Source organism: Streptomyces sp. NPDC052064 (assembly GCF_055585925.1).
In genome coordinates this window covers 96,797-112,455 of record NZ_JBVJJE010000002.1, presented here as the reverse complement: position 1 = coordinate 112,455, position 15,659 = coordinate 96,797, and the positions used below count along the sequence as shown (strand labels likewise).

The window sequence follows — 15,659 nt, the reverse complement described above, 5'->3', positions numbered from 1 at the left end:
TCGCACAGAGTTACGCTCACTGGATGGACACCAGGCGCACTCTCCGCTCCGCCTCCCGCTCTGTCTCCCGCTCCGGCGGCCTGTACCGCCTGACCCGCGGCGGAGCCAGGACCGCGACCGGCCTCCTCGCCACGGCCGCGCTGCTGGTCTCCGCGTGCTCCTCCGGGAGCTCGACGACGTCCGCCACGGCTGCGGCAAAGGCGGCGGCGCTGGTCGCGCTGCCGCGGTCCACCCCCGCGGCACTCACGCCGTACTACGACCAGAGGCCGGCCTGGCGCGGTTGCGGCGTCCCGGGCTTCGAGTGCGCCACGATCAAGGCGCCACTCGACTACGGCGAGCCGACCACCGGAGACGTCCGGCTCGCCGTCGCCCGCAAGAAGGCCATGGGCCCGGGAAAGCGGCTGGGCTCACTGCTCGTGAACCCCGGCGGGCCGGGCGGCTCGGCGATCGGTTACGTCCAGACATATGCCGGCATCGGTTACCCGGCCGAGGTCCGTGCCCGCTACGACATGGTGGCGGTCGACCCGCGTGGCGTGGCCCGCAGTGAGCCCGTGGAGTGTCTGGACGGGCCGGAGATGGACACGTACACGCAGACGGACACCACGCCCGACGACGCCAAGGAGGCCGACGGGCTGGTCGAGGCGTACCGGACGTTCGCCGAGGGCTGTGGCGCGGACTCGCCCCGGCTGCTGCGCCATGTGTCCACCGTGGAGGCGGCCCGGGACATGGACATCGTGCGGGCGGCGCTCGGCGACGAGAAGCTGAACTACGTCGGCGCCTCCTACGGCACCTTCCTCGGTGCGACGTACGCCGGGCTCTTCCCGGACCGGACGGGCCGACTGGTGCTGGACGGCGCGATGGACCCGTCGCTGCCCGCGCGGCGGCTGAACCTCGAACAGACGGCGGGCTTCGAGACGGCGTTCCGGTCGTTCGCGCGGGACTGCGTACGGCACGCCGACTGCCCGCTCGGCGGGGCGGGCACCTCGCCCGAGCAGGTCGGCAAGAACCTGAAGGCGTTCTTCGAGAAGCTGGACGCGCGACCGGCCGCCGCCGGCGACCCCGACGGCCGTCGCCTCACCGAGTCGCTCGCCACCACCGGCGTGATCGCGGCCATGTACGACGAGGGCGCCTGGCAGCAGCTGCGCGAGGCGCTGACGTCCGCGATGAAGGAGAACGACGGCTCGGGGCTCCTGGTCCTCTCCGACAGCTACTACGAGCGGGACGCCGACGGCGGCTACAGCAACCTGATGTTCGCCAACGCGGCCGTGAACTGCCTCGACCTGCCGCCCGCCTTCGACACCCCCGACGAGGCGCGCAGGGCGCTCCCCGAGTTCGAGAAGGCGTCCCCGGTCTTCGGCGAGGGCCTCGCGTGGGCCGCCCTGAACTGCGCGTACTGGCCGGTCCACGCCACGGGCGAGCCGCACCGTATCGAGGCGAAGGGTGCCGCCCCCATCGTCGTGGTCGGCACCACCCGCGACCCCGCGACCCCGTACCGCTGGGCGCAGGCCCTGGCCGGCCAGCTCTCCTCGGCCCGCCTCCTCACCTACGAGGGCGACGGCCACACGGCGTACGGCCGCGGCAGCTCCTGCATCGACCGCACGATCAACGCCTACCTCCTCCGCGGCACCCCTCCCACGGACGGGAAGCGCTGCTCATAACCACCGCTCCCAGCCCCGGAGTGCCCGCCTCCGGGGCTGGTACGGAGCACCCTCGGAAACTGTGTAGACTTACCGTCGTTGTTGATCGCACCATGGTGCGGACAGCGCGCCGCCTTAGCTCAGATGGCCAGAGCAACGCACTCGTAATGCGTAGGTCTCGGGTTCGAATCCCGAAGGCGGCTCTCTTCAAGGCCAGGTCAGATTCTATCTGACCTGGCCTTTTGTGCTCCTGAAGGTCCCCGTCGCCCCAACGGATAGCATCAGGGCTCCGGCATGGCTCCCAGCAGAGGCGACGATCATGGATCCGGCCGCAGCGTCTCCCACCGCAGCGCGCATCAGCCTGCGTCAGTTGCTGATGGTGCTGGGTGACTCGTTGGTGGAGGTGCAGGCGGCTCCCGCCGGGCTGGACGTCGAGATCAGTGAGGTTTCGCTGCTCGATCCCGAGGATCCGCCGACCGCACGGCCGGGCGAGCTGGTACTCGTGATCGGTGCCCGTGGCCGGGCCGCTTTTCCCGCGCTGCGGGCCGCCGGGCGGGACGGGGCCGCCGCCGTCGTGGTCAAGCTGGACGGGCCCGGCCAGGCCGCGGCGCTCAGCGAGGCCGCTGCCGAGGCCGGGGTCGCCCTGCTCTCGCTGCGCAGCGAAGCACGCTGGGAGCAGGTGCACGCGCTGGCCCGCGCCGCCCTCGACGACGCACCGCCGGGCGGGCCAGGCATGGGGGCCGAGGAGGGCGACCTGTTCTCGCTCGCCCAGACCACTGCCATCCTCACCAGCGGCATCGTCAGCATCGAGGACGCCGCCAACCGGGTGCTGGCCTACTCCCGCACCACCGACTCCGACGAGGCGGACGACCTGCGCCGGCGCTCCATCCTCGGCTGGCAGGGACCGGAAGGGTATCTGGCGAAGCTGCGGGAGTGGGGTGTGTTCCAGCATCTCCACTCCAGCGACGAGGTGATCGGTATCGACAGTCACCCCGAGCTGGGCATCCGCCGACGGCTCGCGGTGGCCATCCGGTCCGGGGACCGGCAGCTGGGCACCATCTGGGTGCAGGAGGGCTCGATCCCGCTGTCCGAACGCTCGCGCCAGGCACTGCTGGGCGCCGCCCGGGTCGCGGCGCTCCATCTCGTACGCCGTCGCCGGGAGCTCTCGGACGATGTGACGCTCACCCGGACCCTGCTGGCCGGACTCCTGGACGGCAGCACCGGACCGCAGCCGCTCGCCACTCACCTGGGGTTCGACGCCACCCGCCCGGCCGCCGTGCTGGGGTTCTCGTACGGGACCACGGAGGCGTACGAGACCGCGGAGGGCGCCGCCGCACCGGAACTGACCCACTCCGAGGTCACCAACCTGGTCTCCGTGCACATCGCCGCCCGGCACCGCAGCGCCCTGGTCACCCAGGTCGATCCCCGTATCTACGTGCTTCTGCCCCAGCTGCCCCGCGGCATCGACACGGACACGCTGCGCGGCTGGACCCAGGAGATCACCGACGCCGCACGCCGCCACCTGGGCCTGCCGCTGAGCGGCTCGGTCGGTTGCCTGGTGCCGGAGCTCGGGGACGTCCCCGAGTCGCGCCGGGAGGCCGACCGCATACTCGACGCCATGGCGGGCGCCGGAGTGACCGTCGCGGTCGCCGCGCTGCCGGACATCCAGGCGGAGGTGCTGGTCAGCGAGATTCTGACGTTGCTCTCCGCCCGCCCCGAGATACGCGATCCCCGCCTGACCGCCCTGCTGTCGCACGACAGCCGGCACCAGGGCCGGCTCGCCGAGACCCTCCTGACGTACCTGAACTCCTTCGGTGACATCCGCGCGGCGGCCGCACAGCTCCATGTGCACCCCAACACGCTGCGGTACCGCCTTCGCCGGGCCGAGCAGCTGACCGGCCTCGATCTCAGCCGTCCCGACCAGCGTCTGCTGGCCATGCTCCAGCTGCGGCTGCCGACCACCGGCTGAACCGGTTCCGCATTGGCCGGTCGTACAGCCATCGAGGTCGAGTTTGTTCAGCCTTCACAAACATTTGGCCCCATGACCCCCCATACGCTTGCGCAAATCCATTTCCGCAAGTGATGCGGCCCACCTCCCACGAGGAGACGGAGCGAAGCGCGGACGTGCGGTGACGACCCCATCACCAGCACGGCATCCGGAATCCGCGAACCGCACCGTGAACGCTTCCGGGAATCGTCAGTGCCCCGACCGTCCCTCCTGACGCACATCACGGCACTCCCAACGACCCCATGGATGTCGACATGACTACACGTCCCCCCGATTCACTGGCCCCTGATGCCGCTCAACCCACCAGTGGTCAGCCTCCGGAGCAGCAGGCAGGTCTGCAGGCCGGTCTCAAGAATCGCCATCTGTCCATGATCGCCATCGGCGGTGTGATCGGTGCCGGTCTCTTCGTGGGTTCCGCCTCCGGTATCGCCGCCGCCGGGCCCGGCATCCTGGTGTCCTACGCACTGGTCGGCGCCCTCGTCGTCTTCGTGATGCGGATGCTCGGCGAGATGGCCGCGGCCAACCCGACCTCCGGGTCCTTCTCGGCCTACGCGGACCGGGCGCTCGGCCGCTGGGCCGGGTTCTCGATCGGCTGGCTGTACTGGTTCTTCTGGGTCGTCGTGCTCGCCGTGGAGGCGACCGCGGGCGCCGTCATCCTGGAAGGGTGGGTGCCGGCCGTACCGCAGTGGGCCTGGGCCCTGATCGTGATGACGGTCCTCACCGCCACGAACCTGGCCTCGGTCGGCTCCTTCGGCGAGTTCGAGTTCTGGTTCGCCGGCATCAAGGTCGTCGCCATCACGGGCTTCATCGTTCTCGGCGGACTGGCCATCTTCGGCGTGCTGCCCGGCTCCGACCACGCCGCGACCGGATTCGGAAACCTCACCGAGCACGGCGGCTTCCTGCCGAACGGGCCGGGCGCGATCCTCACCGGCATCCTGCTGGTCGTCTTCTCCTTCATGGGCAGCGAGATCGTCACCCTCGCCGCCGGTGAGTCCTCGGACGCGCAACGGGCGGTGGCCAAGGCCACCAGGAGCGTGATCTGGCGGGTCGGTGTCTTCTACGTCGGCTCGATCCTCGTCGTGGTCGCCCTGCTGCCGTGGAACGACCCCGCGATCGAGAAGAAGGGCTCGTACGTAGCGGCCCTCGACTCGATCGGCATCCCGCACGCCGGCGAGATCATGAACTTCATCGTGCTGACCGCCGTGCTGTCCTGTCTCAACTCCGGCCTCTACACCGCCTCCCGGATGGCCTTCTCCCTCGGGCAGCGCGGCGACGCCCCGCGGTCCTTCGTACGGACGAACACGCGAGGTGTCCCGCAGGCCGCGATCCTGGCCTCCGTGGTCTTCGGCTTCGTGGCGGTCGCCTTCAACTACCTGTGGCCGGACACGGTCTTCCAGTTCCTGCTGAACTCCTCGGGCGCCGTCGCGCTCTTCGTGTGGCTGGTCATCTGCTTCTCGCAGCTGCGGATGCGGGGCATCATCCTGCGCGAGAGCCCGGAGAAGCTCGTCGTCCGGATGTGGCTGTTCCCCTATCTGACGTGGGCGACGATCGCGATGATCGGGTTCGTGCTCGTCTACATGCTCACCGACGAGAAGGAGGGCGGCGGCCGCAGCCAGGTGCTGCTCTCGGTGCTCGTCGCCGCGGTGGTGATCGCGATCTCGCTGGTCCGGGAGCGGTCCCGCCGGAAGGACACCGGGGAGCCGGTCGCGCCGCGGTAGCCGCCGCGGACTGCCGTGGGCGGCCCGCCCGCGATCTGCTGGAACCCCAGGCCGGAATCGATCCGGCCTGGGGTTCTCGGCGTTCAGCGGGTGGACTCCCGCTCCACCGGCAGCCACAGCTCGGCGTCCGCCTTCGTGCCGTCCGCCGAGAGGTCGGTCCGCAGGATCTCCGGGCCGGGGCGGCTGCGGTACGGGTTGGACGGGAACCACTCGGTGAACACGTCGCGCCACAGTTCCTGGATGGCCTGCGGTGCCGGGCCGGTCGTGGTGAAGACCGCCCAGGTGCCGGACGGGACGGGCAGGGTGGTGACGCCCGCGGGGACGTCCGATGGGCCGTCCGACGGGGTGGACGCCGCGGTGATCACCGCCTGGTAGTAGTCGAGCTCGGTGCCCTCGGCACGGCTCGGGTCCAGGTCGTCGCAGACCGCGACGATGCCGTGCGGCTCCTGGTCCGAGAGCTTTCCGAGCTGCTCCAGGGCCTGTTTGTCGAGACCCCGGACGAAGTCGATGATCGCCTGGTTCGGGCCCGAGTGCACGAGCGGTACCCGGGTCTTGAAGCCGGCGACGGTGAAGGCCGGGCGGTCCACTACTCGGTAGTGCATGCTGCTGCTCCCTTCGATGGTGAGGCGGAAGGTCAGCCGGGGCTGGGAGACGAGCGCGGCACCGGTGCGCCGGGCCTCGCCCGGGCCCACGCCGTGCATCGCTCGGAACGCCCGTGCGAACGCTTCGCCCGAGCCGTAGCCGTAGCGCACCGCGATCTCCAGCAGCGTCTCGCCGCCCGCGAGCACCTCCGCGCCCGCGACCGTCAGCCGCCGGCGGCGGATGTACTCCGACAGGGGCATGTCTGCCAGCGCGGAGAACATCCGGCGCAGGTGGTACTCCGACGTGGTCGCGATCCGCGCCAGTTCGGCGCCGTCCACGGACCCGTCGAGGTGCCGCTCGATGTGCTCCATCGCCTGGTTGAGCCGCTCCAGCACGCCCGGTTCCTTCCTCTTTCGTGATCACCACGCTAGGCAGCGCGCACCCTGCCGCACCCGACATCCTGTGCCCGATCCGGTCGGGTGCCGCCTCCGCCGAACGGCGTAGGCGCATCGCCGTCCGGCAGGCGTACTTAAGGGGGCTTTACCGTGAACGGCTAGCATCGCCCGGCAACCCGTCAGCTGCCGACCGGGACGAGGTGAGGACATGGGGGCGCCCAGGATCGCCGTCGCCGTGGTGACCATGGGCAACCGGCCCGAGGAGGTCGACGCGCTGCTGAGGTCCGTGGCCAAGCAGGACGTGCCGCCCGAGCGGATCGTGATCGTCGGCAACGGCTGCCCACTGCCCGAGTTCGCCCGGCGGCTGTCGCTGCCCGGCGAGGTCACCCCGATCGAGCTCGACGAGAACCTCGGCTGCCCCGGCGGACGGAACGCGGCCCTCGCGCGGCTGCGGGAGTTCGGCGACATCGACGTCGTCGTGGAGCTGGACGACGACGGGCTGCTCGTCGACGCCGACGTGCTGCGCCGCGTGCAGGAGCTGTACGCCGCCGACGAACGGCTCGGCATCGTCGGCTTCCGCATCGCCGACGAGCTGGGGGAGACGCAGCAGCGGCACGTGCCCCGGATCGGCAACTCGGACCCCATGCGGGGCGGGTACGTCACCGGGTTCCTCGGGGGCGGGCACGCGCTGCGGATGGCCATGCTCGACGAGGTCGGCGACTGGCCCGCCGAGTTCTTCTTCGCGCACGAGGAGACCGACCTGGCCTGGCGCGCGGCCGACGCGGGCTGGCGCATCCTGTACGCGCCCGAACTGCTGCTCCAGCACCCGAAGACCTCGCCCGCCCGGCACGCCATCTACTACCGCGTGAACGCCCGCAACCGGGTCTGGCTGGCCCGCCGCCGGCTGCCGTTCGCGCTCGTGCCCGTCCATCTGGGCGTCTGGGTGCTGCTCACCCTCGTACGGAACCGGTCGCGTGCGGGGCTGCGGGCATGGTTCGGCGGGTTCGTGGAAGGCGTACGGGAACCGGCGGGTGAGCGGCGGCCCATGCGCTGGCGGACGGTGTGGCGGCTTACGCGGCTGGGGCGGCCACCGGTCATCTGACGACGAGGGGTGTCCGCCGGGGTGGCCACGAGCTCGGTGGCCGGAAGCTTGGTGGGGCCCCGGCCGTTCACCTCCGCCGACCGGGACCCGGACCCGGCCGCGGCGGCGACACTCCCCCGAGTTGCGCGTCCAGACGCGCGCGCCGCCGGGCCAGATCCGACGTAGAGATCACATCAGGTTTTGCCAACGGATGGCTAACATGTGGCCAACGGTTCTCCATTGCGTCGTCTGCCGATTGGCGTGAAGTCGCTGAACCATGACGGGTGGCGGCCTGTGTGAGGGCTGTTCCGGCGGAGAACGTGAGGACGAAGGTGGCGGAAAACCGCTGCCCCGGGGGCGGGAACTCAGCAAGGGTGGAATCTCGGCAAGGGCAAGGGCAAGGGCAAGAGCGGTGGCGCGGGGAGACGGGGGCGCGATGGGGGGATCTGCCTGCTCGGGCAGCGTGGACGGTTCCGATGAGCGGAGCAGGCTGCGGTTCGGATTGCTCGGGCCGCCGGTGCTGTACCACGACGTCAGCGGGGGCGGCCGAGTCGAAGCCCGGGGTGTCGCAAGCCCCAAGTCCCGTGTGCTGCTCGCTGCGTTGCTGCTCGACGCCGGACGGGTCGTCTCCGTCGAGTCGCTCAAGGACACGCTGTGGGGCGGGGCGCCGCCCGTTTCCGCCCAGGCCTCGCTGCACAACCACGTAGCCCGGTTGCGGCGGTTGCTCGACGATCCCGAGCGGCTGCGGACCGTGCCGTCCGGGTATGTGCTGCGGGTCGACGAGGGCGAGCTGGATGTCCATGTGCTCGACGCCCGTGTCGCCGCGGCGCGTGTCGCGCACGCCGGGCAGGAGTGGGAGCGTGTCGTGCGGGAGTGCGACGCCGCGCTCGCACTGTGGCGGGGCGCACCGCTCGCCGGACTGCCGTCCGAGGTGGGCGGGTACGCCTTCGCGCGGCGGTTGCGCGAGGCACGGCTGCTGCTTCTGGAGTGGCGCTACGACGCCGAGTTGGCGCTGCGCGGCCCGCGTCTCGACGAGCTCGTACCGGAGCTGGCGGCGTTGACCGCCGAGTATCCGCTGCGAGAGGTGTACCACCGCCAGCTCATGCTCGCCCTGCACCGCACCGGTCGCCAGGCCGAGGCCCTGGCCGTACACCGTGATCTGCGCACCCGACTGGTCGACAAGCTCGGCATCGAGCCGGGGCCCGGGGTGCGGGCGGCGCATGTGGAGGTGTTGCGGGGGGCGGCCGTGGGGAGCGGTGGTTCGGGAGGTGATTTCGGCTTCGGTGACGAGGGTGCCGCTTCTTCCGCTTCTTCCGCACACGTCGTCACGCCGTCCGTCGCCGCGGCGCTCTCGTCCGCTCAACCGCCGCCTGCTCAACTTCCCCCGCCGCCCGCACATTTCACGGGTCGCGCCGCCGTACGCGACTCCCTGAGCCGCACCCTCACGACACCCGGAGCGCCCTCAGCCGCCCCAGCCACCCCCACCATCCCCGCCACCGCCGTCATCAGCGGCATGCCCGGCGTCGGCAAGAGCGCACTCGCGCTGCATGTCGCACACGAGTTGGCGGAACGTTTCCCCGATGGGCAGCTCTACCTCGACCTGCATGGTGCGACCCCGGGCATGGCCCCTCTCACCCCTGGTCAAGCGCTCACCACCCTGCTGCGTGACGTCGGTGTCGAGCCAAACCGCATCCCCGAACTCCCCGGCGCGGCATCCGCCCTGCTGCGCTCGCTGCTCGCGCCGACCCGCACGCTCCTGGTGCTGGACGATGCCGCGAGCGCCGCGCAGGTACGGTCGCTGCTGCCGGGCGGTTCGGGCTGCGCGGTGATCGTCACCAGCCGTTCGCCGCTTACCGCCCTCGACGGCGTCGCCCGCTTTCCGCTCGGCCCGTTGTCGGACGAGGAGAGCGCGGCCCTCCTGGTCGCGGCCTCGGGCCGTGCCGGGCTGGACGGTTCGGACGCCGCCCGTCGCCTCGTCGAACTCACCGGCCGCCTGCCCCTGGCCTTGCGTGTCGTCGGCGCGCGGCTCGCCGCCCGGCAGGCCCTCACACCGGACGTCCTCGCCGGGCAACTGGCCGAGACGGAGGGTCGGTTGCGGCACCTCGAGTACGACGACCTGAGCGTGCGCCGCTCCCTGGCCGTCGCGCACGACGCACTCGCCGGCTCCGAGCGCGAGGCCGACCGGGACGCGGCCCTCACCCTCCGCCGTATCGGGGCGCTCGATCTGCCAACGTACGGCGCATCCCTGCTGGCCCGCCTCACCGGCACGAGCGAACGCCGCACCGAGGCCGCCCTGGACCGCCTCGTCGACGTGGCCCTGCTCCAGGAGCCGGCATATGGCCGCTACGCGCCCCACGACCTCGTCCGCGACTTCGCCCGCGAACTGGCCGGGGAGCGGGGCATAGGCGACACCCCCGCCTCCGAAACCGCCCGCGACCTGGCCGGATTACGGGACTCCGACGGCTCCCGCGCCTCCGGCACCGCCCGCGAACCGGCCGGATTACGGGACGCCAACAACACCGGTTCCTCCGAAATCTCCTGCGACCTGGCCGGATTACGGGACCCCCACGGCACCCGCGCCTGCGACACCGCCCTCCGCTGGTACGCCGCCGTCGCCGAGCGGGTCTTCATCGCGATCGTCGAGCCCGGCCCCGACCAGGACGACCGTCGCCGCCCCACCGCGGCCCCGCCACCCGGTCATGCGGCGCACGTCGACACCGTCGCCCCCTTCGGCAGTCCGGAGGAGGCCTTCGCCTGGGGCGACAGGGAGCTGGCGAACGTCGTCACCCTGGTCGAGCGGCACGCGGACGACCCGTGCCGGCAGCGCGCGGGCCTCGTCTCCACCCTCGTGCGGCTGATCCTCCCCTATGCACACCGCAGGGGCCGCGTCGCCGAGATGGAGGTGCTCGGCGGGGCCGGCCTCCGGGTGGCGCGGCGGCTCGGGGACGAGGCAGCCGAGGCGTACGCGCTCGTCGACCTCGCCGGACTGCACTTCCTGACCGGCCGCCAGAACGACGCCCTCGACCTCAACGACCGCGCGCTGGCCATCTGGCGTCGGCTCGACGACCCGTCCTGCATCCGCCGCTGCCTCAACAACCGCGGCCTGCTGCTCGACGGGCTCGGCCGGTACGCCGAGGCAGGGGAGGCTCTGACCCGGAGCCTGGAGTACGCACGGCAACTGAACGACCCGTACGGCGAGGCCGTCACCCACAGCCACCTCGGCAACCTCTACGAGCGCACCGATCCGCGGGCCGCCATCGAGCAGCACCGGCGTTCGCTCGCCCTCGGGGACGAGATCGGCGCCGTGATCGTGCGGCACTCCGCGCACTGCAACATCGGATACGCCCACCTGCGGCTCGGCGAACCGGCCGCCGCCCTCCGGCACTTCGAGGAGAGCCTGCGCATCCTGGGCGGACACGGCGACTGGCACGGCGAGTCCCAGACCCGGCTCGGCCTGGTCCGCGCGCTGCGTCTGCTGGGCCGCACCGGGCGGGCCGCCCGCGAGTGTGCCGAGCTGCTGGACCGGGCCGACGCCCGTGCCGACCGCTACACCGGCGGGCTCGCCCGCCACCAGCACGGGCTGCTGCTGAGCGAGCGGGGGCGCGTCGGCGAGGCACACGAGGTGTGGCGCTCGGCTCTCGCGGCGCTGGAGGGGACGGACGAGCACGCGGTGGTCACGGAACTCCGCGAGCTGCTCGCTCCCGCCGACTGACACTGGCTATTTGGCATCCGCATAACACCCCACCACCGCCGTCGTGAACGGAAACCGCACCGGCGTCTCTCCGAAGGTCAGCCGTCCGGCCAGGGCCGCCGCCTCGCGGATCGCCGTCACGACCGCGGCCGCCTCCTCCTCGGGGCAGTGCACGATCACCTCGTCGTGCTGGAAGAAGACCAGCTCGGCCGCCATGCCCGCGCAAGCCTTCCGCAGCGCGGCGAGCAGGAGCAGGGCCCAGTCGGCGGCGCTGCCCTGGACGACGAAGTTGCGGGCGAAGCGGCCGCGGGCGCGGGCGTTGCTGGAGGCGTAGCCGGGGCCCCACTGTCCGCTGTCGGACCTGTCGTCCTCCGGAACGACCGACGCGGCCGGGATGCCGGCCTCCTCGGTCGCGTCGTCCGTCCCCCGGGCCGCCGGCGGGCAGGTCCGGCCGAGCCACGTCCGTACGAGGCGGCCTTCCTCGCCGGCTCGGGCCGCATCGTCGACGTACGCCACCGCACGCGGGAAGCGGCGTCTGAGCGCGGCGAGGTTCTTCAGGCCGTCGCCGGAGGTCTGGCCGTAGACCGCGCCGAGCACGGCGAGTTTGGCCTGGGCGCGGTCGCCGGAGAAGGCGCGGTCGGAGACGGACTGATACAGGTCGGTCTCCCGGCCGGCCACCTCCATCAGGCCGGGGTCGCGGGAGATCGCGGCGAGGACGCGCGGCTCCATCTGGTCGGCGTCGGCGACGACGAGCCGCCAGCCGGGGTCGGCGACCACGGCCCGCCGGATCACCTTGGGGATCTGAAGCCCGCCCCCGCCGTTGGTGACCCAGCGCCCGGTCACCGTGCCGCCCGCGAGGAACTCGGGCCGGAACCGCCCGTCGCGCACCCAGTCCTGGAGCCAGGACCAGCCGTGGGCCACCCAGATGCGATACAGCTTCTTGTACTCGATCAGGGGCTTCACGGCCGGGTGGTCGACGGACTCGATCTCCCAGCGGCGGGTCGAGGAGACCTTGATGCCGGCCTGGGCGAAGGCCTTGACCACGTCGGCCGGCAGGTCGGGGCGGACGCGGCGGCCGAACGCCGTGGACACCTCGTCGGCCAGCTCGGCCAGGCGGCGCGGTTCGCCGCCGCCCGCGTACCGCTCGCCCAGCAGGTCGTGCAGCACCGCGCGATGGACCTCGGCGCGCCAGGGCAGGCCGGCGCGGTTCATCTCGGCGGCCACCAGCATGCCCGCGGACTCGGCGGCCGTCAGCAGACGCATCCGGTCGGGGTGCTCGGCCCGCTCGTGCCGCCGCTGCTGCTCGGCGTAGACCGCGAGGAGGTCGGGCAGGGGCAGGTGGACGCCCTGCGGTTCGAACAGTGAGGACTGGGAGCCCGGTTCGGCGGAGCGCTGCGGCGGATCGGGCGGCACGGGGCCGCCGCGCAGCCGGGCCAGGGCGGCCGCGGCCGAGCGTGGTTCCCCGTACCGCCCCTCGTGGCCGAGGAGGAGCGTCTCGGTGGCCTCGATGTCGTAGCACCGCTCGACTCGCACCCCCGTGGCGAGCAGGCGCGGGTAGACCTCGGCGGTGGACCGCCACACCCACCGCGTGACACCGGGACGGCTCCGCACGGCCTCGGCGGGATCCGCCTCCCGCCGCACCGGCCCGGCGGGCAGCCCGTCCGGACCGAGGGGGGCGACGTCCACGCCACCGTCCTCGGCCGGAGCGAGTGCCCACCGGTCGGCCATGCTGCGAGTGTGACAGGGGGGTCTGACAACGCCCCCCGGATCGCCGTCCCGGTCACTGTCGCCGTCCCGTTCCCGGTCGCCGTCCCGGTCACCGCCCGGGCGGTGTCAGGCCTCGGCCGGCGTGTCCTTCTGCGCCCGCACGATCTTCTCCAGCACCTCGGCCACGTACCGCTCGGTCCGCTCCTTGCCGATGCCGAGGCCGCTGAGGACACCCTCGCCGTTCTCGTGCTCCAGCAGGGCGAGCAGGATGTGCTCGGTGCCGATGTAGTTGTGGCCGAGGCGCAGGGCCTCGCGGAAGGTGAGCTCCAGGACCTTCTTGGCGGCCTGGCCGTATGGCACGAGCTCCGGGGCCTCCTCGACGGCCGGCGGCAGTGCGGCGGTCGCCGCCTCGCGGACCGCGTCGAGGGAGACGCCCTGCTCGACGAGCGCCTTCGCGGCGAGACCGTCGGGCTCGGCCAGCAGACCGAGGACGAGGTGCTCGGGCACGCCCTCGGCGTTGCGCGCGGACTTGGCCTCGTTGTGCGCTGCCATCACCGTGTTGCGGGCGCGGGGCGTGTAGCGGTTGAAGCCCTGGCTCGGATCGAGGTCGGCCGACTCCTTCGGTACGAAGCGCTTCTGCGCGGCCTGCCGGGTGACCCCCATGCTCCTGCCGATGTCCGTCCAGGAGGCGCCCGAACGCCGGGCCTGGTCCACGAAGTGGCCGATCAGGTGGTCGGCCACCTCGCCGAGGTGATCGGCGGCGAGCACCGCGTCCTGGAGCTGTTCGAGGGGTTCCTGGTGCACCGTCTTGATGGCCGCGATGAGGTCGTCGAGGCGCACGGATGACGTGATGTCGGGGTTCGTCGTCATGGTGTCAACCGTAGGTTGCGCCCCCATGGCTGTCAACCGTGAGTTGACACCCGGATGGGTGCCTTACTTCGGAGAGGTCACCACCAACCGCACCGCCAGCCCCGTGAACACCGTCCCGGAGACGATGTTCAGCCAGCGGTTCACCCGCGCACTGCGCCTGAGGAAGGACGACAGCCGCCCCGCGAGCAGGCCGACGCTGCCGTCCCACAGGAAGCCCATCACGACGAGCGTGACCCCGAGCAGCAGCAACTGGCCCTGGACGTGGCCGAGCGACGGGTCCACGAACTGCGGCAGGAACGCCACGTTGAAGAGGATCACCTTGGGGTTGAGCAGGTTGGTGATCGCGCCCTGCCAGAACGCCCGCCTCATCCCCGACCTCACGGCGCCCGATCCCTCCTCGCCCGGCACCGAACGGTCGCGGAACGCCTTCACCGCCAGATAGAGCAGATAGGCCGCGCCCGCCCAGCGCAGCACGTGGTACAGCGTCGGCAACGCCGTGAACAGGGCCGACAGGCCGAGCGCCGCCGCGACCGCGTGCACGAGCATCGCGCACGCCACCCCGAACGCCGCCATCACCCCGGCGGTGGGCCCGCCCCGTCCGCCCATCGCCACGATGAACATCATGTCCGGGCCGGGGGTGATGCAGAGCGCGAAGGCGGCGACGAGGAACGCCGCGTACAGAGACATGTCCACCATGCGGGCCATGTTCGAGGCCCTGCCGCGCGCGGACGAGTCAATTCCGGGGAGTGAGACGTACGAGGCCGCGCATGCGGAGCCGTCCGCGACGGCGTGGCACCATCGGCCCGTGAGTACGCCCACCACCGTCGACCGCGCGTTCGAGGCCGCCCTGTACGACAGCAGCGAGACGGCCCTCGACACCGGCGCGTCCCTGCTCGCCTCCGACCCTGCGGCGGACGCCGAACTCGCCCGGCGCGGTGAGGAGTTCGTGGCGGCGGCCTGGCGTCGCGGCTGGCAGCCGGCCGACGCCGTACGGACCGTCCGGCGCGAGCTGGACGACATCCACGTACGCCTGGTGGCGACGCTGATCCGGGCGCAGGCGCCGCACGACCGCCCGCGCGGCCGCCGCTGGAGCGCGCAGCTCGCGGAGCTCCCCGCCGACGGCCCGCCCCGCACCGACCGCTTCTCGTACGCCACCGCCGTGCTGGAGCTGTACCGCCTGCTGCTGCGGCTGCCCGCGCTCGAGTCCCTCGACGAGTCGCCCGGGCCGCCGAAGACCGAGTCCCGGATGCTCGGCCGCATCCGCGCCCTGCTCGCCAAGGCGGAGGCCACCGGGTTCCCGGAGGAGGCGGAGGCGCTCAGTGCCAAGGCGCAGGAGCTGATGGCACGGCACAGTGTCGACGAGGCGCTGCTCGCGGTCCGGGCGTCCTCGCCCGAGACGCCCGGGGCCTGCCGGATCGGTGTCGAACCGCCGTACGAGCAGGCCAAGGCTGTGCTGCTGGACGCCGTCGCCACCGCCAACCACTGCCGGGCGGTGTGGAACGAGCCCCTCGGCTTCTCCACCGTCGTCGGTTTCGAAACCGACCTGGAAGCGGTCGAACTCCTCTACACCTCACTCCTCGTGCAGGCCACGACGGCGATGACGAAGGCGGAGGCCGCCCAGCGTGCGGGTGGCCGCAAGCGCACCAAGGCGTTTCGGCAGTCCTTCCTCGCGGCCTACGCCCACCGCATCGGCACCCGCCTGGCAGCAGCCGCCGAGACTCAGGTGACGGAGGACCTGCTCCCCGTCCTCGCCTCCCGCGACGTGGCGGTCACCGGCCGGATGGACCGGATGTTCCCGGAGACGACCACGACCCGCCTGCGCGGTGTGCGCGACGCGGCGGGCTGGACGGAAGGCGCGCAGGCGGCGGACCGCGCCCAGGTCGACCGCCGGCCGCCGTTGCGCTGAGCTCCTGCCGGTCGCCGGTCGCCGGTCGCCGGTCGCCGGTCGCCGGTCGCCGGTCGCCGATCGC

General features: G+C 72.2%; 10 protein-coding genes and 1 tRNA gene. 7 read left to right on the top strand and 4 right to left on the bottom strand.

Annotated features, from left to right (window positions below; all coding sequences use genetic code 11):
• Positions 1 to 23: 23 nt before the first annotated feature.
• The 4 genes from ACZ6TU_RS05115 (at position 24) to ACZ6TU_RS05100 (ending at position 5,363) form a co-directional block, all read left to right on the top strand.
• A complete protein-coding gene (locus tag ACZ6TU_RS05115; protein ID WP_467674998.1) occupies positions 24 to 1,658 on the top strand; it encodes an alpha/beta hydrolase in 1,635 nt (544 codons plus the stop codon).
• A gap of 108 nt (positions 1,659 to 1,766) precedes the next feature.
• Positions 1,767 to 1,840 (top strand) — tRNA-Thr (locus ACZ6TU_RS05110).
• A 116-nt stretch (positions 1,841 to 1,956) separates the two neighbouring features.
• A complete protein-coding gene (locus ACZ6TU_RS05105; protein ID WP_467675000.1) occupies positions 1,957 to 3,606 on the top strand; it encodes a PucR family transcriptional regulator in 1,650 nt (549 codons plus the stop codon).
• 293 nt (positions 3,607 to 3,899) lie between these two features.
• Positions 3,900 to 5,363, top strand: coding sequence for an amino acid permease (locus tag ACZ6TU_RS05100; protein WP_467675002.1), 1,464 nt, complete (start codon positions 3,900 to 3,902; stop codon positions 5,361 to 5,363).
• Between the two features lie 83 nt (positions 5,364 to 5,446).
• Here ACZ6TU_RS05100 and ACZ6TU_RS05095 read toward each other — a convergent pair whose 3' ends face one another.
• Positions 5,447 to 6,340: an AraC family transcriptional regulator gene (locus ACZ6TU_RS05095; RefSeq protein ID WP_467675004.1), complete on the bottom strand. Its 894-nt coding sequence runs from the start codon at positions 6,338 to 6,340 to the stop codon at positions 5,447 to 5,449.
• 208 nt (positions 6,341 to 6,548) lie between these two features.
• Between ACZ6TU_RS05095 and ACZ6TU_RS05090 the strand changes: the two genes are divergently transcribed.
• Positions 6,549 to 7,442, top strand: a complete 894-nt coding sequence (locus tag ACZ6TU_RS05090) for a glycosyltransferase family 2 protein (protein WP_467675006.1) — start codon at positions 6,549 to 6,551, stop codon at positions 7,440 to 7,442.
• Between the two features lie 415 nt (positions 7,443 to 7,857).
• On the top strand, positions 7,858 to 11,133 hold the full coding sequence (locus tag ACZ6TU_RS05085) for an AfsR/SARP family transcriptional regulator (protein WP_467675007.1): 3,276 nt from the start codon (positions 7,858 to 7,860) through the stop codon (positions 11,131 to 11,133).
• Between the two features lie 6 nt (positions 11,134 to 11,139).
• On the opposite strand, the gene ACZ6TU_RS05080 is transcribed toward ACZ6TU_RS05085, so the two are convergent.
• The 3 genes from ACZ6TU_RS05080 to ACZ6TU_RS05070 form a co-directional block, all read right to left on the bottom strand.
• The gene (locus ACZ6TU_RS05080; protein WP_467675009.1) at positions 11,140 to 12,840 is read right to left on the bottom strand and encodes a bifunctional 3'-5' exonuclease/DNA polymerase; all 1,701 of its coding nucleotides are present in this window, start codon (positions 12,838 to 12,840) and stop codon (positions 11,140 to 11,142) included.
• 105 nt (positions 12,841 to 12,945) lie between these two features.
• Entirely contained in the window at positions 12,946 to 13,689 is a 744-nt protein-coding gene (locus ACZ6TU_RS05075) for a Clp protease N-terminal domain-containing protein (RefSeq protein WP_467675011.1), read from the bottom strand.
• Positions 13,690 to 13,752: 63 nt separating this feature from the next.
• A complete protein-coding gene (locus tag ACZ6TU_RS05070; protein ID WP_467675013.1) occupies positions 13,753 to 14,385 on the bottom strand; it encodes a LysE family translocator in 633 nt (210 codons plus the stop codon).
• A 109-nt stretch (positions 14,386 to 14,494) separates the two neighbouring features.
• Between ACZ6TU_RS05070 and ACZ6TU_RS05065 the strand changes: the two genes are divergently transcribed.
• Entirely contained in the window at positions 14,495 to 15,595 is a 1,101-nt protein-coding gene (locus tag ACZ6TU_RS05065) for a DUF2786 domain-containing protein (protein WP_467675015.1), read from the top strand.
• The last annotated feature ends 64 nt before the right edge of the window (positions 15,596 to 15,659 follow it).